Genomic DNA, 19566 nt, shown 5'->3' with positions numbered 1-19566 from the left:
CTTTCACCTCTCTGTTCCGAACACTTCAGCGCAAGGCCTTGTGCACACTTTGACCATGTCCTTCATGAGCTGGCTGCAAGCCAAAAAAACCAACGGGTCGGGAAAAGGGCGTCTGGCCCGCGCGCGCAAGTCCTTCGGGCAGACCACCTTGCCGCTGATCTCGCCGCGCAAGGGTCGGCGCATCCTGCGGCGCGAGCAGTTGTTCGCTGTGGTGCGCGAGTCGCTCATTCGCGGCGGCGTGCTCTCCACCAGCTACGAATTCAAGGTGCTCACCCTCGATGCCAATGGCGATTCGTTTCTGGTCTTGATCGATCTGGCGCTGCCTGCCGAGAGCATGCCCGACGAGTACCTGCTGGAAATCGAAAACTGGATCCAGCAAAGCGCCAAGGCCCGCCACGGCATGCTGGTGCGCTCGGTGTACTGGCGCCGCCGCGCGGTGCACGATCAGGTGGGCGTGGCCCTGCGCTCCTCGGTGTCGGTGCAGACCCGGCGCGACGCCGAGGTGTTCAGTGCCACGGCCATTCCCAAGCCCAACATCCGTTCGTCACACGCGCCCATGCAGGCGCTCGGTGAAGACGAGGTGGCGGCGTTCCGGCAGGCACTGCAAGCCGCAGCCAAGCCGGCCTATCCCTCCCCGGAAGACGCGAAACTTCCGGTGCCCGAATCGCACAGCGACTTCGCTGCCCTCAGCGAGACCCAGCACGGCAAGCTTTGACGCCCCGGGCCTGTTCGCTTGCGTTCAGTGGCCAGAGAAGTCCACCAGCGTGAAGAGCTTGAGGCCGGATTCGCGCAGCTTCTGCGATCCGCCCAGCTCGGGCAGATCGACGATGGCCGCACCCTCCATGACCTCGGCACCCAGTTTCTCCAGCAGTCGCCTCCCGGCCATCATCGTGCCGCCGGTGGCAATCAGGTCGTCGATCAGCACCACCTTGTCGCCGGCCTTGACCGCGTCGGTGTGCAGCTCCACCGTGGCGCTGCCGTATTCCAGCTCGTAGGTTTCTTCCACCGTGGTGAAGGGCAGCTTGCCCTTCTTGCGGATCGGCACGAAGCCCACGCCGAGTTCGTAGGCGAGCACCGAGCCGATGATGAAGCCGCGGGCATCCAGACCGGCCACCACGCCGGGTTTGAGCGCCGGGTCCATGTAGCGGTGCACGAAGGCATCGATCAGCACGCGAAACACATGGGGGTCTTGCAGCAACGGTGTGATGTCGCGGAACTGCACCCCGGGTGCGGGCCAGTCGGGCACCGTGCGGATGTGGGCTTTGAGAAAGGCGGAGGTGTCCATGGTCGTCGGGTCTTGGGAGAGTGCCCCATTATCGACCGGTCAAAAAAAAAGCCCCGGCGCGAAGGCCGGGGCAGGAGACCATGGCGACCCTGTCAGGCCATGGGTTTGAACTGGTAGCCGTTGCCCGAGGCCTCGATGGTGCCCAGCGCGGGGAACGGGAAATGGAAACCGCCCATGGCCATCTTGTCCTTCACCAGCGTGTCGTAGATGCGGCGACGCGTCTGGCGGGCCATCTCGGCGTCCATGTCGAATGCGACGGCCCAGTCGGGGCTGCGCGCAAACAGCGAAGGCACGTTGGTCACGTCGGCCGTGTACATGAATGACTGTCCTTCAGAACGCACCGTGAACACCGACATGCCCGGCGTGTGGCCGAATGCAGCCGACGACTGGATACCGGGCGCGAGCTCTGCGCCTGGCTCGAAACGCACCAGGCGATCGGCCGGGACCGCACCGAACACGCGGCGCGCATTCTGGAATCCGCCCTGGGCTGCGGGTGGCGCGGCTGCCATCTTGGCGTCGTCCATCCAGAAGGCCATTTCGGTGGTCGGCACATGGATCTTTGCCTTGGGGAACATCAGCGAGCCGTCTTTCTTGATCAGGCCGTTGATGTGGTCCCCGTGGAAGTGGCTGATGATGACGTGGTCGATGTCTTCGGGCTTGTGACCTGCGGCGGCCATGTTGGCCACCAGGCGGCCGGTGGTCGGGGGACCGTTGTCGGCGAAGCCGGTGTCGATCAGGAACCGCGTGTTGCCGCTCACGATCAGGTAGGGCGTGAACGGAATGTCCACGTAATCGGTGGGGAGGTTTTGCGAGGCGAGCATGGCCTTGACCTGCTCCAGCGGCGCATTGCGAACGAACTCTTCACCCAGCGGACGGCGCAGGGCACCATCGTTGATCGCGATCACTTCCATCGCGCCCAGTTTCATCTTGCGAAAGCCTGGCGCAGGCAGGACCGGTGCGCCGAAGTTGGGGGTGTTTTGCGAGAACACCGACGATAAGGTCAGCGCAGAAGCACCGGCGACGCCAGCACCAAGAAACAAACGACGGTCCATCATGGGATTGGTCTCCGGGAAGGTTGAAGAGACCGTGAGGATACATACTGATTGGTCACAAACAAAACCCGGAGGTTGGAATGTCCACTGACAATTCGGGAAATTCCCCGGGCCGTCGCTTTGCCCGGCTTCAGCCGGACAGCAGTTTGTCTTCCGCCAGTGCCAGTGCCGGCGCCTTGCCGCTGAGCACCAGCGTGTCGCCACCCTGCAGGACCATGTCGTCGGACAGCGCGGCCGGCATGCCGCTGGCGTGGCGCAGGCTCACCACCCGAACGCCCACCGCATGCAGTGCCAGGCTCTCCAGCGTCCTGCCCACGTTGCGTCCGGCCGCCGGCAGCGTCACGGTGTTCAGGCGCTCGTGCTCGATCTCGTCCGCACTGCTGTCGTCGGCGCCGTGAAAGTAGCCGCGCAGCAGGTTGTAGCGCGCATCGCGCTGTTCCTGCACCACGCGGATCACGCGGCGCATGGGCACGCCCACCAGTGCGAGGGCATGGCTGGCGAGCATCAGGCTGGCCTCGATGGCCTCGGGCACCACTTCGGTGGCGCCCGCCGACCGCAGTTTCTCCAGGTCCACGTCATCCACCGTGCGCACCACCACCGGGACGTTCGCCGCCTGTTCATGGGTGTGGCGCAACACCTTGAGTGCGCTGGGGGTGTCCAGGTAGGTCACCACCACCGCGCTGGCGCGGTGCAGGCCGGCTGCCATGAGCGCCTGCAGGCGGGCGGCATCGCCAAACACCACCGAATGGCCCGCAGCCGCGGCCTGGCGAACCCGGTCGGGGTCCAGGTCGAGCGCCATGTAGGGAATGCCCTCGCCTTCAAGCAGCCTGGCCAGGTTCTGGCCGCATCGACCATAGCCGCAAATGATCACGTGCTTGTCGGCGTTGATGGCCTTGCGTGCGATGCTCGTCATCTGCACCGACTGCATCAGCCAGTCGCTGCCGACCAGGCGCGTGACGATGGTGTTGGCATACATGATCACGAACGGCGTGGCCAGCATCGACAGCACCATCGACGCCAGGATGGGGTTGAACAGCGCTGGCGGAATCAGGTTGTTGTTGCCGGCGAGCGTGAGCAACACCAGACCGAATTCGCCGGCCTGCGCGAGGTAGAGGCCGGTTCGCAGCGCCACGCCCATGGGCGCACCCAGGGCGCGCGTCAGGCCGGTGATGAGCGCCAGCTTGAAGCCGACCGACATCGTGAGGAGCAGCAGCACGAGTTGCCAGCGGTCGAACACCAGACGCCAGTCCAGCATCATGCCGATGGTGATGAAGAACAGACCCAGCAAGACGTCGTGGAACGGACGGATGTCCGTCTCCACCTGGTGCTTGAACTCGGTCTCCGAGATCAACATGCCGGCCACGAAAGCGCCCAGAGCCAGCGACAGGCCGGCGTGTTCGGTCAGCCAGGCCAGCCCCAGCGTGATCAACAGCAGGTTGAGCATGAACAACTCGTCGCTCTTGCGCCTTGCAACCAGGGTCAGCCACCAGCGCATCACCTTTTGCCCGCCGGTGAGCAGCAGGCCGAGCAGCAGCACGGCCTTGAGCGTGGCCCAGCCCAGCGCCGGCAGCAGGTCTTCGGGCGCAGCAGCCAGCGCGGGAATGAGCACCAGCAAGGGCACCACGGCCAGATCCTGGAACAGCAGGATGCCCAGCACGCGCTTGCCGTGCTCGGACTCCAGCTCCAGCCGCTCGGCCACCAGCTTGATCACGATGGCCGTGCTGCTCATGGCCATCACACCGCCCAGCGCCAGCGCGGTCTGCCAGCTGATGTCCCACCAGGTCGGCAGCAACAGCGTGAGCACCATCGACGCTGCGGTGGTGATCACCACCGTGAGCACCACCTGCGACAGGCCCAGGCCGAACACCAGTCGCTTCATCGAGCGCAGCTTGGGCAGGCTGAATTCGAGCCCGATCACGAACATGAGGAACACCACGCCGAACTCCGCCAGGTAGCGGATGCCGCTGGAATCCTGCGCCAGCGCCAGCGCGTGGGGTCCGATCAACACCCCCACCACCAGGTAGCCCAGCATCGGTGGCAGGCGCACCAGGCGGCAGGCCACCACGCCCAGCACGGAGGCCAGAAGGTACAGCAGCGCGATGTCGAGCGAGGTCATGCAGGGATGTTAACGGGCGGTGGTCTCTTCCCCGAAGGCGCTGCGGCCAGCGGGTCGACGGCGATAATCGATGCATGTCGCTGAACCCCCACTTTGATGCCGCCCGCGCCCTGGCGATGGCCCGCGAAACGCTGAGCATCGAGGCGCAGGCCGTCACCGCGATGGCGCTTCGCTTGAACGAGACGTTTGCCGCGGCGGTGACCAGCATGTTGTCGTGCCGCGGTCGCGTCGTCGTCATGGGCATGGGCAAGAGTGGCCACATCGGCCGCAAGATCGCGGCCACGCTGGCTTCCACCGGCACCCCGGCCATGTTCGTGCACCCGGCCGAAGCCAGCCACGGCGACCTGGGGATGATCACGGCAGACGATGTCGTGCTCGGCATCAGCAACAGCGGAGAGAGCGAAGAGCTCACCGCCATTCTTCCGCTGATCAAACGCATGGGCGTGCCCCTGATTGCGCTCACCGGGCGACCCGGCTCCACGCTGGGGCGCCATGCGATGGCGGTGCTGGACAGCTCGGTGGACAAGGAGGCCTGCCCCCACAACCTGGCGCCGACCGCCAGCACCACCGCACAACTGGCCATGGGCGACGCGCTGGCCGTGGCGCTGCTCGATGCGCGTGGCTTCAAGGCCGATGACTTTGCCCGCTCGCACCCCGGTGGCGCGCTCGGACGCAAGCTGCTCACCCACGTGAGCGACGTGATGCGCAGCGGGACAGACGTTCCGCGCGTCGGCCCCCGGTCCAGCCTGATGGAGCTCATGGGCGTGATCAGCGCCAAAGGTCTGGGCATGAGCGCCGTGGTGGATGCCGACGGGCGCGTGCTCGGCATCTTCACCGATGGCGACCTGCGCCGTCTGATCGAGAAGACCGGCAGCAGCGCCGACCTGCGCGCCCTGCAGGCGGCCGACGTGATGCACCCCGACCCCCGCACCGTGCGCGCCGACGCGCTCGCGGTGGAAGCCGCCGGCGTCATGGAGGCCAGCCGCATCACCAGCGTGCTGGTGGTCGACGGGGACGGCCGCCTCATCGGCGCGCTCAACACCAACGACCTGATGCGGTCGAAAGTGATCTGAATGAACGCCCTGCCCGCCCTGCGCCCGGTGCTCGCCTTTCCTCCTGAACTGCTGCTGCGGGCGCAGGGCATCCGCGTGGTGTTCCTCGATGTCGATGGTGTGCTCACCGATGGCGGCCTCTACTTCGGTGAATCGGGTGAAACGCTCAAGCGCTTTCACACGCTGGACGGCCACGGCATCAAGCTGCTGCAACGCGCGGGCATCGGCGTCGCCGTGGTGACGGGCCGCGATTCCGCGGCCTTGCGCGCCCGCCTGGGGGCGCTGGGTGTGGTCCACGCGCGCTTCGGCACCGAAGACAAGCGCCCGGCGGCCGAAGAAATCCTGGCCGAGCTGGGTCTCGATTGGTCGTCGGCCGCCGCCATGGGCGACGACTGGCCCGACTTGCCCATGCTGCGCCGTGCCGCCCTGGCCTGCGCGCCCCCCACCGCCCACGCCGAGGTGCTGGCCGTGGCCCACCATGTCAGCACGCGACTGCCCGGCCAGGGTGCCGTGCGCGACCTGTGCGACCTCCTGCTCGTGGCCAGTGGTGCCTACGCCCGCGAACTGGAAGTGGCGGCGCGATGAGTCCCTCCGACCCGCTGGACTTTCTGGACACGGTCGACCTGACCGAACCCGCGGCGCGTCCACCCAAGCGCAAGCCCCAGCTGCTCGACCGCATCTCCATCTACCTGCCGGTCTTGCTGATGGGCGTGCTGGCCCTGGCCTCGTACTGGTTGCTGCGTGCCACTCCCGGGCCCGAAGCGCCGGAGCCCACGCGCCCTTTGAGCAGCGAACCCGACTATTTCATGCGCGGGTTTTCGGTCAAGGCCTTTGACGCCGACGGTTTGCTCAAATCCGAAGTGGTCGGCGACGAGGCCCGCCACCACCCCGACGACGACCGCATCGAAATCGACAACGCGCGCATCCGCAACATGGGTGATGAAGGCCGGCCCACGGTGGCCAGTGCGCGCCTGGTCACCACCAACGCCGACAACACCCAGTTCATCCTCGAGGGTGACGCCGTCGTGGTGCGCGAAGGAGGTGTCGGCGCCGCGGGCCAGGCGCTGCCCCGGCTGGAATTCCGGGGCGAGTACCTCAAGGTGTTTGTCGACCCCGAGCGGGTGGTTTCCGATCAACCGGTGACCCTGCTGCGGGGTGCCGACCGGCTGGTCGCAGACTCGATCGACTACCGCGGCGACACCGGCGTGGCCGATTTCAAGGGCCGCGTGAAGGTCCAGCTCCTTCCACGCTGACACCTGACGCCAATGAACCCGAATCCCGTCACCAACATGGCGCCACTGGCCTTCATCACGGGCGCCTCCAGCGGCATCGGTCAGGCGCTGGCACTGCGCTTTGCGCGCAGCGGCTACCGCCTGGCACTGGTGGCCCGGCGCACCGCCGAGATGCAGGCCTTCGCAGACGCCCAGGGTTGGGACGCCGGGCGCTGCCGGGTGTACGGCGCAGACGTCTCCGAGATCGACAGCATCGTGGCCACCGGCCGGGCCTGCCTTGAGGCCCAGGGCGTGCCGGACGTGGTGATTGCCAACGCCGGCGTGAGCATCGGCATGGACACCACCGAGCGCGAAGACCTGGATGTGATGGCCCGCACCTTTGCCCTCAACAACACGGGCGTGGCGGCCACCTTTCATCCTTTCGTGGCGGCCATGGCACAGCGCGGCAGCGGCGCACTGGTGGGCATTGCCAGCGTCGCGGCCATCCGGGGCTTGCCCGGCCACGGCGCCTATTGCGCCAGCAAGGCCGCGGTGGTGGCCTACTGCGAAAGCCTGCGGGGAGAACTGCGCGGCAGCGGCGTGTCGGTCGTCACGCTGTTGCCAGGGTATGTGGACACTCCCCTGACCCGCGAAAACCGCTACGCCATGCCGTTCCTGCTCAGTGCCGATGCCTTTGCCGAGCGGGCCTTCCTCGCCATCACCTCCGGCGCCAGCTACCGGGTGATTCCCTGGCAGATGGGCGTGGTTGCCAAGCTGCTGCGGATCTTGCCCAACCCCTGGTTTGACCGGCTCCTCGCGGGCAGGGCGCGCAAGCATCGGCAAAAGCCATCGAACGGTCCAGGCTGACCCGCCGAAGGCCAGCGCCCATGAAAAAAGCCCCGGGGCCAGGCCACAGGGCTTTTGTCTGTCGGGCGGGCCGCAAAGCTCGCCGGATCAAGGGGATCGGTCTGGCCGATCAGTAGCCGCCACGGCCGCCGCCGCCGCCACCACCTTCACGACGGCCACCGCCACCGCCGCCACCACCGTAGGGGCTGCGGAAGCCGCCGTCGCTGCCGCCGCCACCACCGCCACCGCCGTAGCCGCCACCACCGCTGCGACCACCACCGCCGCCGAAGCCGCCACCACCGCTGCGGGGAGGACGGGCTTCCATCGGACGGGCTTCGTTCACCACCAGGCTGCGACCGCCCAGGGACTGGCCGTTCATGCCTTCAACAGCGGCCTGCGCTTCGGCGTCGTTGCCCATTTCGACAAAGCCGAAACCCTTGGAACGACCGGTGTCGCGCTCCATCATGACCTTGGCGCTGTTGACAGAGCCATAGGCGCTGAATGCTTGTTGCAGGTCTTCGTCGCGGACGGTGTATGGCAGATTGCCAACGTACAGTTTGTTGCCCATGGTCGGGACTCCTAATAACACTGAGGAAAATAGCGATGGAGCCCCGTTAGCACACAAAAACCTGTAGCACGCGAAACCGACCGATCACTTGTCAGAACGAGCGCCTTGGGCGCTCGCCACGCGATTATGCTCGCAGCGCCGCGCAAACAGTAACTATTTTTCGGGACACCCCGGCCCGCTTTGACGTCGACGCGGCTTTACAACAGCGCACCTGCGATGGCGTTCAGGGTGGCGAACGCCGCCGGTAGATCACGTGATAGGCCAGGCCCACGAGCACACTGCCGCCCAGCAGGTTGCCGGCGATCACCGGCAGCAGGTTGCCCAGCAAACCCAGCCCGGTCACGGCCGGGGTGCCGGCCGCAGCGCCCGACGCCTGGACCAGCATGGCGAGGGGAAACAGGTACATGTTGGCGATGCTGTGCTCGAACCCTGCGGCCACGAAGGCGGTGACCGGGAAAACCACCGCCACGGCCTTGTCGACCACGCTGCGACCGGCCATCGCCATCCAGACCGCCAGGCACACCAGCACGTTGCACAGCACGCCCCGAAAGAACGCTTCGTGCCATGGCAAGGCCTGCTTGGCCAGGGCGATTCGCACCACCTGCTGCCCGATGGCACCTTCGTTCAGACCGGTATGCCCACTGGCATGCACCAGCAGCGCCAGACCGGCCGCGCCGACGAAATTGGCGGCGCAGACCAGCAGCCAGTTGCGCAGCAGCTCCCGGGTGGTGATCTGCCGGTCGGCCCAGGCCATGGCCAGCAGGTTGTTGCCGGTGAACAGCTCGGCGCCCGCCACCACCACCAGCAAAAGGCCCAGCGAGAACACCAGGCCGCCGAGCACCTGGCCGGCGGCGAAGCCCAGAGTCGGGTCGGACTTGACGATGACGAAAAACAGCGACCCCAGCCCGATGAAGGCCCCCGCCAGCACACCGAGCAGGCACAGCGGCAGCGTGGCCATGCGCGCCTTGGCCACGCCGACGGTCTCCAACCGCTGGGCAATTTCACGCGGTGCGTAGGCGTCAAGTCCGAACAGTTCCGACATGGTTGCTCGAGGTGGTGAGGGGCACGGGATCGTGCGCTTCAATTTATACTGCCAACCCTCAGCGCCGATTTGTTCCGAATTGCGGGCGCTTTAAAAATGCCGCTAAAGAAGAGACGTCTGGTCCAGCATCCCGGTCTCGCTCTTGGCGGTACCGGGATTTTTTTCGGGCGCGCAGCGCCCACAGGACACCAGATTGATCGTCACGCCCCAAACGTACCGATTCGCCGAACCGCTGCCATTGCGAAGCGGCGCCTGCCTGCCTGCCTACGAGCTGGTGGTGGAGACCTATGGCACCTTGAACGCCGATCGCTCCAACGCGGTGCTGATCTGCCATGCGCTCAATGCCTCCCACCATGTGGCCGGCTGGCACGCCGACGAACAGGGCCGGCCTGTGGCACGCAGCGAGGGCTGGTGGAACAACATGATCGGCCCCGGCAAGCCGGTGGACACCGACCGTTTCTTCGTGATCGGCGTGAACAACCTGGGCTCGTGTTTCGGCTCCACCGGCCCGACCCACAGGCATCCGCAGACGGGTGAGCCCTGGGGCGCGGACTTTCCCGTGGTCACGGTCGAGGACTGGGTGAACGCGCAGGCCCGTTTGCTGGACGTCATGGGCATCCAGACGCTGGCGGCCGTGATGGGCGGCAGCCTGGGCGGCATGCAGACCCTGAGCTGGACCCTGCAATACCCGGACCGGGTTCGACACGCGGTGGTGGTGGCCAGCGCACCCAACCTCACGGCCGAGAACATCGCCTTCAACGAAGTGGCGCGCCGCGCCATCGTGACCGATCCCGATTTCCACGGCGGCCACTACCTCAGGCACAACACCCTGCCCCGGCGCGGCCTGCGCATCGCCCGCATGATCGGCCACATCACGTATCTCAGCGACGACGTGATGAACGAAAAATTCGGCCGCAGCCTGAAGCCGGCCGAGCTGGAGCAGGCGGCGCTTGCAGAGGCCAGACCCGCCGCCGGGCCGCCCCAAGGCGGGTCAGCCCCCTCGGGGGGCAGCGGACCACGCGAAGCGGGGGAGCGTGGGGGCAACGGACCCGCCGCCGGGCCGCCCCCAGGCGGGTCAGCCCCCTCGGGGGGCAGCGGACCACGCGAAGCGGGGGAGCGTGGGGGCAACGGACCCGCCGCCGGGCCGCCCCCAGGCGGGTCAGCCCCCTCGGGGGGCAGCGGACCACGCGAAGCGGGGGGGTACAGATACACGACACAGGACGTCGAGTTCCAGATCGAGAGCTACCTGCGTTACCAGGGCGACAAGTTCAGTGAATACTTTGACGCCAACACCTATCTGCTGATCACGCGCGCGCTCGACTACTTCGACCCCGCGCGCGAGCACGGGGGCAGCCTGAGTGCGGCGCTGTCCAGGGCGCAGGCCCGCTTTCTGCTGGTGAGCTTCACCACCGACTGGCGCTTCTCGCCCAGGCGAAGCCGCGAAATCGTCGAGGCCCTGCTGGAAAACCGGCGCGACGTGAGCTACGCCGAGATCGATGCACCCCACGGGCACGACGCCTTCCTGCTCGACGACCCGCGCTACCTGAGCGCAGTGCGCGCCTACTTTGATCACACCATCGCGCGGGGGCTGACATGAGCGAGCAGGCCATCATGGAATCGATCGCACGCCTGGTGCCGCCCGGTTCGCGCGTGCTCGACCTGGGTTGCGGCGACGGTGCGATGCTGGCCCACCTGCAGAGCACGCGTGCCTGCAGCGGCTACGGCGTGGAGATCGACGATGCCAAGGTGCTGGCCTGCCTCAGGCGTGGTGTGAACGTCCTGCAGCTCAACCTCGAAGACGGCCTGAACACCTTTGGCGACAACGCCTTCGACGTGGTGCTGCAGATCGACACGCTGCAACACCTGCGCAATGCCGAGACCATGTTGCGCGAGACCGCGCGCGTGGGTCGCATCGGCGTGGTGGCCTTTCCCAACTTCGCCCACTGGCCCAACCGGCTGGCGGTGGTGCAGGGTCGCATGCCCGTGACCAAGCGGCTGCCCTTCCAGTGGTACGACACGCCCAACATCCGGGTCGGCACGCACGCCGACTTCGAGGTGCTGGCGCGGCGCAACGGTTTGACCATCGAGAAGAGCTTCGGCCTGCACGAAGGTGCAGAAGTGCACCGCTGGCCCAACCTGCTGGCCAGCACCGCCGTGTTCCGCTTCACCAGCTGACGCTTCCCCGCGCTGCGCCTGGCAGACGCTTCAGGGGGCGCCGGCCTCACGCGCCGCGTCGGCCGCAAAGTCGCCGGCGATCGGGTGGCCGGTGCCCATGGCGGGGTACACCTCGGCGAACGCGGCCCGGATCTGCGCCAGCGGCAGGTCGTCGAAGCTGCCGCGTTCGTTCACGTATTCCATGTGCTGGCGCCCGGCCCGGTCGAACGCGTGGTAGAGCGAATCGTGCACGCCGTCGAATGCCAGCGGCAGCAGGCCGAACTTGTCGCACAGCTCGATGTTGAACGCCGGCGTGGCCTTGCGCCAGGCGCCGTCGATCCAGAGTTCGGTGTAGCCGTGCCACACGAACACGTCGGTCTGCATGGTCTGGCGCAGTTTCTCGGTGGAGAGGTGGTTCTTCACATCGGCAAAACCCAGCCGCGCGGGAATCCCGGCAGCCCGCGCCACCGCGGCCAGCAGCACCGCCTTGGGCACGCACCAGCCGAAGCCTTGTGCCAGCACGGTGCTGGCGGTCATGCCGACGTCACCGAGATCGATGCGGTAGGGGTCGTAGCGCACCTGGTCGCGCACCGCCAGGTACAGCGAGACGGCCCGGTCCCGAACGCTGTCGCCTCCTGCATGGGCTTGAGCGAAGGCGACAACGGCGGGATGGGCACAGTCGATGGTGGGCGTGGCCGACAGGCAGGCTGCAGGCACCGGGCTTGGGCGTGGGTTCATGCCGTCAAGTTAACCGATGTGCCCGTTGATCGCTTGAGCCCCTGATGACACTCAAGTCGGGAAGGATTTTGCCGCCTGTGTGCGAATTCGCTCATTTCGGGTCTGCGCGTGAGTGTTTTGGCCTCAAGCCGATGGGGGGTGCACCGATAGGTTTCACACCAGACGGTGGCGCAGGTCCTGACGTGGACCCGCGGCGCTGGCTGCCGGGACAGTCGCACCCCGATGACCTTGCGGCACTCATGACGAACCACCATGTCCTTACAGAAGCCCATCCGGGTACGAACCCAGCTCACAGCCCTGTGCGTCCTCCTGATCACCCTGATGATGGCCATCGGCCTGTGGGGTGCTGCGCTGGCTCGCCAGCAATCCACGCTCATGCTCTCCATGTACCAGGACCGTGTGGTCCCGCTGGCGCAACTCAAGAGCGTGGCCGACCAGTACGCCGTCAACATCGTCGATGCGGCCCACAAGGCGGCTGACCGCTCGTTCTCACCAGAACAGACCCTGCAGGCGGTTGCCCAGGCGCGCGAGACCATCCGCGACGCCTGGTCGGCGTATCTCGCCACCGAGCTGGTGAGCCAGGAGCAGGCCTTGATTGCACGCCTGAAGCCCTTGATGCAGGCCGCCGACGCCTCCGTGGTCACCTTCGAATCCCTGGTGCGCTCCGGCGATGCTGCGCGTCTTCAGGACTACACCGCCCGCGAGATGTATCCGGTCTTCGATCCCATGCAGGAGGTGGTGGGCCAACTGATCCAGCTGCAGGTCGACGTGGCGAAAGAGAGCTATCTGCAGGCGCAGAAGGACATTCGCGAGGCTTTCATCGGCATGGCCGTGCTGGCCGGCCTGGCCATCGTTCTGGGCTCTGGCGTCGCGTTCTGGATCATTCGCCGGCTCGACCGGTCGTTGGGCGCCGAGCCGTACGAGGTGCGTGACGTGGCAGCCGCCATCGCAGAAGGCGACCTGGGCCGAACGCTTCAGGTGCGCCCGGGCGACGCCACCAGTCTCATGGCCGCCATGGACCACATGCGCCAACGCCTGCGGGTGATGGTGACCGAAGTGCGCGAGAACGCCGGCGGCGTGGCATCGGCCAGCGAACAGATCGCACTGGGCAACCAGGACCTGAGTTCCCGCACCGAAGAGCAGGCCAGCGCCCTTCAGCAGACGGCAGCCTCCATGGAGCAGGTGGGCGCGACCGTGACCCACAACGCGGAAAACGCCCGGCAAGCCAGCGAACTGGCCCACGAGGCCTCTGCGGTGGCGACCGCGGGCGGCGCGATGGTCGCGAAGGTGGTTGCCACCATGGACCAGATCAACGGCAGCAGCAAACGGATGAGCGACATCATTGGCGTCATCGACGGCCTCTCCTTCCAGACCAACATCCTGGCGCTCAATGCCGCGGTGGAAGCGGCCCGGGCCGGCGAACAGGGGCGTGGCTTTGCGGTGGTGGCGGCCGAAGTGCGCAACCTCGCGCAACGCAGTGCGGCGGCGGCCAAGGAGATCAAGGTCCTGATCGGTGCCAGCGAGGACCAGGTGGGCCAGGGCGTTGCGCTGGTGGACCAGGCGGGCAGCACGATGCAGAAGGTGGTTGAGTCCATTCACCGGGTTTCGGCCATCGTGCGCGAGATCAGCGACGCCAGTCGCGAACAGAGCTCCGGCGTTTCACAAGTGGGTGACGCGGTCAGCCAGATGGACCAGGTGACCCAGCAGAACGCCGCGCTGGTGGAAGAAAGCGCGGCAGCGGCGGCCTCGCTGACCCACCAGGCGAAGCGCCTGGTGCAGGCCGTCGCCGTGTTCCGCCTGGAGTCCGACCAGCTCCAGCGGGCCTGATGGCTCCTTCAACAGGAGTGCCAAAGCATTCACGGCCCGGTTTTGACCGGGCTTTGTCTTTTTATTTCAGGCTTTAGCCCGGGCCTGACTCGCCGATATTTAGCAGACCAACCCGAAAACCGAGGACCCTTCCCATGGACATGCGCAACGAAGCCCACCACATCGCCCGTCACGACGGTGCTCGCGCGGCGGCCGCACAAAAGGCCAGCGCCGAATTCCTGACCTTCCGCCTGGGCGGCGAGGAATACGGCATCGACATCCTGCGCGTGCAGGAGATCCGCTCGTACGAGGAGCCCACCCGCATCGCCAACGCACCCTCGTTCATCAAGGGCGTGGTCAACCTGCGCGGCGTCATCGTGCCGGTGGTCGATCTGCGCATCAAGCTCGGTTGCGACAAGGTGGAATACAACGGCTTCACGGTGGTGATCGTGCTCAACGTGCACGGCCGCGTGGTGGGCGCGGTGGTCGACTCGGTCTCCGACGTGCTCGAACTCGCCGGCGAGCTCATCAAGCCCGCGCCCGAGATGAACACCAACGTGGACACCAGCTTCATCACCGGCATCGCCAGCGTGGGTGAACGCATGCTGATCCTGATGGACATCGAAGCCCTCATGTCGAGCGCCGACATGGGCTTGATGGACGCCACCCAATCACTGCAATGAGCGAGCGGGCGCTCGCCCACCCGCCCCCCCCTTTTCTGGAGACACAACATGTTCGACAAACTCAAAATCGGCCGGCGCCTGGCACTGGGCTTTGCCAGTGTGCTCACGCTGCTGGTCGCCATCACGGCGGTGGGCTGGAGTGGTCTGGAAGCCGCCAAGCAATCGATGGCACGAGTGGGGGTGATGGAACAGCGCCTGGCGCTCACGGACGAGTGGCTGGCCAGCACGCGGCTCAACATCAACCGTGTCCTTGCCCTGGCGAAGTCGGGCGCCAATCCCGAGGTGGATGCTTACTTCAAGCCCCTGATCGCACAGACCACCCAGCGCATCAACGAGGTGCAGAAAACGCTGGACGCCGAACTCACCAGCGACCGAGGCAAGGCCTTGCTCACGGAGATCGCAGAGCGCAGGACCGAATACATTTCCGTGCGCAAAACCTACTTCGACACGCTCAAGGGCGGCGACTTCGACGTCGCAGCCCAGCAGTTGGACAACGCTCTTCTGCCGGCGGCCAACCGCTACACCGACACCATGGGCAAGCTGCAGGTGTACCAGCGCGAGCTGCTCGATGCCGCTTCGGCGGCCACCAACCAGACGATCTGGAACCAGGAAGTCCTGATCATCTCGCTGGCTGCGCTGGCGATGTTGTTGGCCAGTCTGCTGGCCTGGCGCATCACCGTGTCGGTGACCGCACCGCTGCGCGAAGCGGTCGGCATTGCCACCGCCGTGGCTGCGGGCGACCTGAATGGCGAGGTGCAGACCACCCGTCAGGATGAGCTGGGCGATCTGCTGCGCGGACTGGCTGCGATGAAATCCTCGCTGATCCAGACCGTGGGTCAGGTGCGCAGTGCCACCGACAGCATCAACACCGCGTCGTACGAAATTGCCTCGGGCAACCAGGACCTGAGCGCGCGCACGGAGCAGGCGGCGAGCAATCTGGAGGAGACGGCGGCGAGCATGGAGCAGCTCACCAGCACGGTGCGCCAGAGCGCCGATGCGGCGCGCCAGGCCAACCAGCTGGCGGCCAGCGCGGCCGAGATCGCGGTGCGCGGTGGCCAGGTGGTGGGTCAGGTGGTCACGACCATGGACGAGATCAACCACAGCAGCAAGAAGATCAGCGACATCATCGGCGTGATCGACGGCATCGCCTTCCAGACCAACATCCTGGCGCTGAACGCGGCGGTGGAAGCGGCGCGGGCGGGTGAGCAGGGCCGTGGCTTTGCGGTGGTGGCCGGCGAGGTGCGCAACCTGGCGCAGCGAAGCGCTGAAGCCGCCAAGGAGATCAAGAACCTGATCGGTGCCAGCGTGGACCGGGTGGAGGCGGGATCGCGGCTGGTGGCCGATGCGGGGCAGACCATGAGCGAGATCGTGGGCTCGGTGCAGCGCGTCTCCGACATCATTGGCGAGATCACGGCAGCCGCCGGCGAGCAGAGCGACGGCATCGGGCAGGTCAACGTGGCGGTCACCCAGCTCGACCAGATGACGCAGCAGAACGCCGCGCTGGTCGAGGAGAGTGCGGCGGCTGCCGAAAGCCTCAAGGACCAGGCCAGCCGCCTCACCGAAGTCATCAAGATCTTCCGCATCGACGCCACCCAGGCTTACAGCGCGCCGGCTTCGGTGGCGGTGGCCAAGCCGGCCAGCACCTTCAAGCCGGCTCACAAACCCGCCAGCCTCAAGCCGGCCAGCGACAAGCCCGTTGCATCCAGGCCCGCGACGGCCAGCGAGGCGAACCCCAAGCCGGTGGCACCGGCCCCGGTCGCGCGCCCGGCGCCGGTGGTGTCTTCCCGTCCTGCGGTCGCTGCCGGTGCAGAAGGCGACTGGGAAAGCTTCTGAGTCCTGATGCAGCGGCGAGAGCCGCTCAGCAACGCCTTCCTTCCACATCGAAAACGCACACCGACCGCCATGTCCATTTCGCACGCTTCACAGGCCCCGAAGCCTCATGTTCACAACGCCCAGGCCGTGCTGGGCGACCGGGTGATGCTCGCAGCCATCGTCGTGAGCGCGCTCGCCGCCGTGGTGATCGGCTTTACCTACTACGAACCCATGCTGGGTGTGGTGGGTGCCCTGGTGTTTTCAGGGCTGGGCCTGGCGACCTACCTGATGGGGCGCGGTTCGCTGACCTCGCGCCTGCTGCTCACCGTGGCGCTGTCTTGCCTGGTGGCGTTGCACATTCAACTGGCCCATGGGGAATCCGAGTTCCACTTCGGCATCTTCGTCACCCTGGCGCTGGTCCTGGTCTACCTGGACTGGCGCCCGATCGTGCTGGCTGCAGCCTTCTTCGCCGTGCATCATGTGCTGTTCGACCGGCTGCAGGCCATGGGCCTGGGCTTTTACTGCACCACCGAGGCCAACTTCTGGCGCGTCATGCTGCACGCGGCTTACGTGGTGATCCAGTCGGCGCTGGAAGTGGTGCTGGCTGTGAGCATGGGGCGCACCGCACGTGAGGGTGCCGAGCTGGTGCAACTGGTGCGGGCCATCGACCAGCAGAACAGCATTTCGCTCGATGTCGGCGGCATGGCGGTGAGCACCTCCGGTGCACGAGCCTTGCAGGCCGCCTTGCAGAAAATGCACACCACGGTGGCGTCCGTCCAGTCGTCGGCCGTCTCGATCGAATCGGCCAGCCGTGAAATTGCCTCGGGCAACCAGGACCTGAGCGCGCGCACGGAGCAGGCGGCGAGCAATCTGGAGGAGACGGCGGCGAGCATGGAGCAGCTCACCAGCACGGTGCGCCAGAGCGCCGATGCGGCGCGCCAGGCCAACCAGCTGGCGGCCAGCGCGGCCGAGATCGCGGTGCGCGGTGGCCAGGTGGTGGGTCAGGTGGTCACGACCATGGACGAGATCAACCACAGCAGCAAGAAGATCAGCGACATCATCGGCGTGATCGACGGCATCGCCTTCCAGACCAACATCCTGGCGCTGAACGCGGCGGTGGAAGCGGCGCGGGCGGGTGAGCAGGGCCGTGGCTTTGCGGTGGTGGCCGGCGAGGTGCGCAACCTGGCGCAGCGAAGCGCTGAAGCCGCCAAGGAGATCAAGAACCTGATCGGTGCCAGCGTGGACCGGGTGGAGGCGGGATCGCGGCTGGTGGCCGATGCGGGGCAGACCATGAGCGAGATCGTGGGCTCGGTGCAGCGCGTCTCCGACATCATTGGCGAGATCACGGCAGCCGCCGGCGAGCAGAGCGACGGCATCGGGCAGGTCAACGTGGCGGTCACCCAGCTCGACCAGATGACGCAGCAGAACGCCGCGCTGGTCGAGGAGAGTGCGGCGGCTGCCGAGAGCCTCAAGGACCAGGCCAGCCGCCTCACCGAAGTCATCAAGATCTTCCGCACCGCCAGCGCCTGAACGGGCTGCTGACGATCCGAAGCTCATTTTTCTGTCCACGCCCAAGCGAAGATCGATCATGCAAACCCTGATGCGCCAGTTTTCCATCCGCACCCGAATGGTGGGGGCCATCGGCGTCGTGCTGATCCTGCTGACCATGGTCGGCGGCGCCGGCCTCTGGGGCATGAACCGCCTGCACGATCTCAGCGTCGAATTCGTGGAGCACGCCTTTGAAGAGACGTTGACGCTGTCGCGCCTGCAGGTCGCCCTGGGCGACATGGGCCGATTTGAGAAAGACATGATCATCGGCTACGAAAAACCCGAGGCGGTGCTCAAGGCCAAAGCCCAATGGCAGGGTGCCCGGGACGCGGCCCTGCAGCAGATGGACCACATGCTGGTGGGCGAGGAAGACGATGACAACGTCATCGTTCGGGCCATGAAGGACCAGCTCACCGCCTACACCAACGCGGTGGAGCCGGTGACGCGCCAGCTGGTTGACAACGGCTACGACACCGCCACCGTGGCCAACCGCATGCTGGGCCGCGCCCACGAGCAGTACGCCGGCATGCTGGCCAATCTCCTGCGGGTGGAAGAAGTCCTCAAGGTCGAGGCCGCGAGCCTGCAGCAGGAGGAACGGGACATCAATGCCCAGACCCTGCTGGTGTTTGGCCTCGCGGTGGCGCTGGCGGCGCTGGTCGTGGTTCCCACCACGCTGTCGAACATGCAGAGCATCTGCCAGCCCCTCGACCAGGCGCAGCGCCTGGCCTCGGCCATCACCCGGGGAGACCTGACCCATCCGGTTCAGACCACGGGCAGGGACGAGCTGGCGTCGCTCATGCAGGCCCTGGGCGCCATGCAGGACTCGCTCTCGCGCATCGTCGGCGAGGTGCGCAACAGCACCGACAGCATCGGCACCGCCAGCGAACAGATCGCCAGCGGCAACCAGGACCTGAGCGCGCGCACGGAACAGGCTGCGAGCAATCTGCAGCAGACGGCTGCCAGCGTCGACCAGATCAACAGCACCGTGCGCCAGAGTGCCGAATCGGCGCGTCAGGCCACGCAGATGGCGGTGGCCAATGCCGAGGTTGCGGTGCGCGGCGGCCAGGTGGTGAGCCAGGTCGTCACCACCATGAACGAGATCAACCAGAGCAGCCAGAAGATCGGCGACATCATCGGTGTCATCGACGGCATTGCTTTCCAGACCAACATCCTCGCCCTCAATGCCGCGGTGGAGGCCGCGCGTGCCGGCGAGCAGGGCCGCGGCTTTGCGGTGGTGGCGGCCGAGGTGCGCAACCTGGCGCAGCGCAGCGCGCAAGCTGCCAAGGAAATCAAGGTGTTGATCGAGGCCAGTGTGGGCAAGGTCGAGACCGGTTCGCGTCTGGTGGCCCAGGCCGGCAGCACCATCGGCGAAATCGTCGCCAACGCGGAGAAGGTTTCCGCCTTCATCAGCGACATCACCACCGCCGCCCAGGAGCAGTCGCAGGGCATCGGCCAGGTCAACGCCGCCGTCAGCCAGCTCGACCAGATGACGCAGCAGAACGCCGCGCTGGTCGAGGAGAGTGCGGCAGCCGCCGAGAGCCTGAAGGACCAGGCTGGCCGCCTGGCCGAGGTGGTTCGGGTGTTCCGCCTGTCGGGCGCTGCGCCGGCCTGAGACCCGGCGTTCCCTCGACAAAGCTCACAGACGACGGCACA

At 66.6% G+C, this 19566-nt stretch carries 18 protein-coding genes and 1 riboswitch; of the genes, 12 read left to right on the top strand and 6 right to left on the bottom strand.

Annotated features, from left to right (window positions below):
- Positions 1-55 precede the first annotated feature (55 nt).
- Positions 56-715: a hypothetical protein gene (locus QUV35_RS12085; protein WP_300874156.1), complete on the top strand. Its 660-nt coding sequence runs from the start codon at positions 56-58 to the stop codon at positions 713-715.
- Positions 716-739: 24 nt separating this feature from the next.
- Here the strand turns inward: QUV35_RS12085 and QUV35_RS12080 are convergent, their stop codons facing one another.
- The 3 genes from QUV35_RS12080 to QUV35_RS12070 all read right to left on the bottom strand — a co-directional run bounded on the left by QUV35_RS12080 (position 740) and on the right by QUV35_RS12070 (position 4453).
- The gene (locus QUV35_RS12080) at positions 740-1285 is read right to left on the bottom strand and encodes an adenine phosphoribosyltransferase (protein WP_300874153.1); all 546 of its coding nucleotides are present in this window, start codon (positions 1283-1285) and stop codon (positions 740-742) included.
- A gap of 92 nt (positions 1286-1377) precedes the next feature.
- Positions 1378-2340: an MBL fold metallo-hydrolase gene (locus tag QUV35_RS12075; protein WP_300874150.1), complete on the bottom strand. Its 963-nt coding sequence runs from the start codon at positions 2338-2340 to the stop codon at positions 1378-1380.
- Positions 2341-2467: 127 nt separating this feature from the next.
- A complete protein-coding gene (locus QUV35_RS12070) occupies positions 2468-4453 on the bottom strand; it encodes a monovalent cation:proton antiporter family protein (protein WP_300874148.1) in 1986 nt (661 codons plus the stop codon).
- A 74-nt stretch (positions 4454-4527) separates the two neighbouring features.
- On the opposite strand from QUV35_RS12070, the gene QUV35_RS12065 reads away from it, so the two are divergent.
- Genes QUV35_RS12065 through QUV35_RS12050 form a run of 4 tightly spaced genes read left to right on the top strand, consistent with a single transcriptional unit; the run spans position 4528 to position 7583 of the window.
- Entirely contained in the window at positions 4528-5526 is a 999-nt protein-coding gene (locus tag QUV35_RS12065) for a KpsF/GutQ family sugar-phosphate isomerase (protein WP_300874145.1), read from the top strand.
- Positions 5527-6090: an HAD family hydrolase gene (locus QUV35_RS12060; protein ID WP_300874143.1), complete on the top strand. Its 564-nt coding sequence runs from the start codon at positions 5527-5529 to the stop codon at positions 6088-6090.
- Entirely contained in the window at positions 6087-6758 is a 672-nt protein-coding gene (gene lptC, locus QUV35_RS12055) for an LPS export ABC transporter periplasmic protein LptC (RefSeq protein WP_300874140.1), read from the top strand. The genes QUV35_RS12060 and lptC overlap by 4 nt, the downstream gene beginning before the upstream one ends.
- 12 nt (positions 6759-6770) lie before the next feature.
- Positions 6771-7583, top strand: coding sequence for an SDR family oxidoreductase (locus QUV35_RS12050; protein WP_300874137.1), 813 nt, complete (start codon positions 6771-6773; stop codon positions 7581-7583).
- Between the two features lie 109 nt (positions 7584-7692).
- Here the strand turns inward: QUV35_RS12050 and QUV35_RS12045 are convergent, their stop codons facing one another.
- The gene (locus QUV35_RS12045) at positions 7693-8130 is read right to left on the bottom strand and encodes an RNA-binding protein (RefSeq protein WP_300874134.1); all 438 of its coding nucleotides are present in this window, start codon (positions 8128-8130) and stop codon (positions 7693-7695) included.
- Between the two features lie 223 nt (positions 8131-8353).
- On the bottom strand, positions 8354-9172 hold the full coding sequence (locus QUV35_RS12040; RefSeq protein WP_300874131.1) for a formate/nitrite transporter family protein: 819 nt from the start codon (positions 9170-9172) through the stop codon (positions 8354-8356).
- Between the two features lie 51 nt (positions 9173-9223).
- A riboswitch (SAM riboswitch) is annotated at positions 9224-9299 on the top strand.
- Between the two features lie 66 nt (positions 9300-9365).
- On the opposite strand from QUV35_RS12040, the gene QUV35_RS12035 reads away from it, so the two are divergent.
- The gene (locus QUV35_RS12035) at positions 9366-10769 is read left to right on the top strand and encodes a homoserine O-acetyltransferase (protein WP_300874129.1); all 1404 of its coding nucleotides are present in this window, start codon (positions 9366-9368) and stop codon (positions 10767-10769) included.
- On the top strand, positions 10766-11347 hold the full coding sequence (gene metW / locus QUV35_RS12030; protein WP_300874126.1) for a methionine biosynthesis protein MetW: 582 nt from the start codon (positions 10766-10768) through the stop codon (positions 11345-11347). Before QUV35_RS12035 ends, metW begins: the two co-directional genes overlap by 4 nt.
- Before the next feature lie 30 nt (positions 11348-11377).
- Here metW and QUV35_RS12025 read toward each other — a convergent pair whose 3' ends face one another.
- Positions 11378-12064, bottom strand: coding sequence for a transglutaminase family protein (locus tag QUV35_RS12025; protein ID WP_300874124.1), 687 nt, complete (start codon positions 12062-12064; stop codon positions 11378-11380).
- 252 nt (positions 12065-12316) lie between these two features.
- Between QUV35_RS12025 and QUV35_RS12020 the strand changes: the two genes are divergently transcribed.
- The 5 genes from QUV35_RS12020 to QUV35_RS12000 all read left to right on the top strand — a co-directional run bounded on the left by QUV35_RS12020 (position 12317) and on the right by QUV35_RS12000 (position 19525).
- Positions 12317-13891 (top strand): methyl-accepting chemotaxis protein, encoded by a 1575-nt coding sequence (locus QUV35_RS12020; protein WP_300874121.1) that lies wholly within the window; start codon positions 12317-12319, stop codon positions 13889-13891.
- Between the two features lie 134 nt (positions 13892-14025).
- On the top strand, positions 14026-14553 hold the full coding sequence (locus tag QUV35_RS12015) for a chemotaxis protein CheW (protein ID WP_300874119.1): 528 nt from the start codon (positions 14026-14028) through the stop codon (positions 14551-14553).
- Positions 14554-14601: 48 nt separating this feature from the next.
- Positions 14602-16386: a methyl-accepting chemotaxis protein gene (locus QUV35_RS12010; RefSeq protein ID WP_300874116.1), complete on the top strand. Its 1785-nt coding sequence runs from the start codon at positions 14602-14604 to the stop codon at positions 16384-16386.
- 69 nt (positions 16387-16455) lie between these two features.
- Positions 16456-17895, top strand: coding sequence for a methyl-accepting chemotaxis protein (locus tag QUV35_RS12005; RefSeq protein ID WP_300874114.1), 1440 nt, complete (start codon positions 16456-16458; stop codon positions 17893-17895).
- Positions 17896-17953: 58 nt separating this feature from the next.
- A complete protein-coding gene (locus QUV35_RS12000; protein ID WP_300874111.1) occupies positions 17954-19525 on the top strand; it encodes a methyl-accepting chemotaxis protein in 1572 nt (523 codons plus the stop codon).
- Positions 19526-19566: the final 41 nt, after the last annotated feature.

This window comes from Hydrogenophaga sp. (assembly GCF_030373225.1).
Taxonomy (GTDB): domain Bacteria; phylum Pseudomonadota; class Gammaproteobacteria; order Burkholderiales; family Burkholderiaceae_C; genus Hydrogenophaga.
The sequence above is the reverse complement of the archived record's forward strand: the minus strand, read 5'-3'. Positions and strand labels throughout refer to the sequence as shown.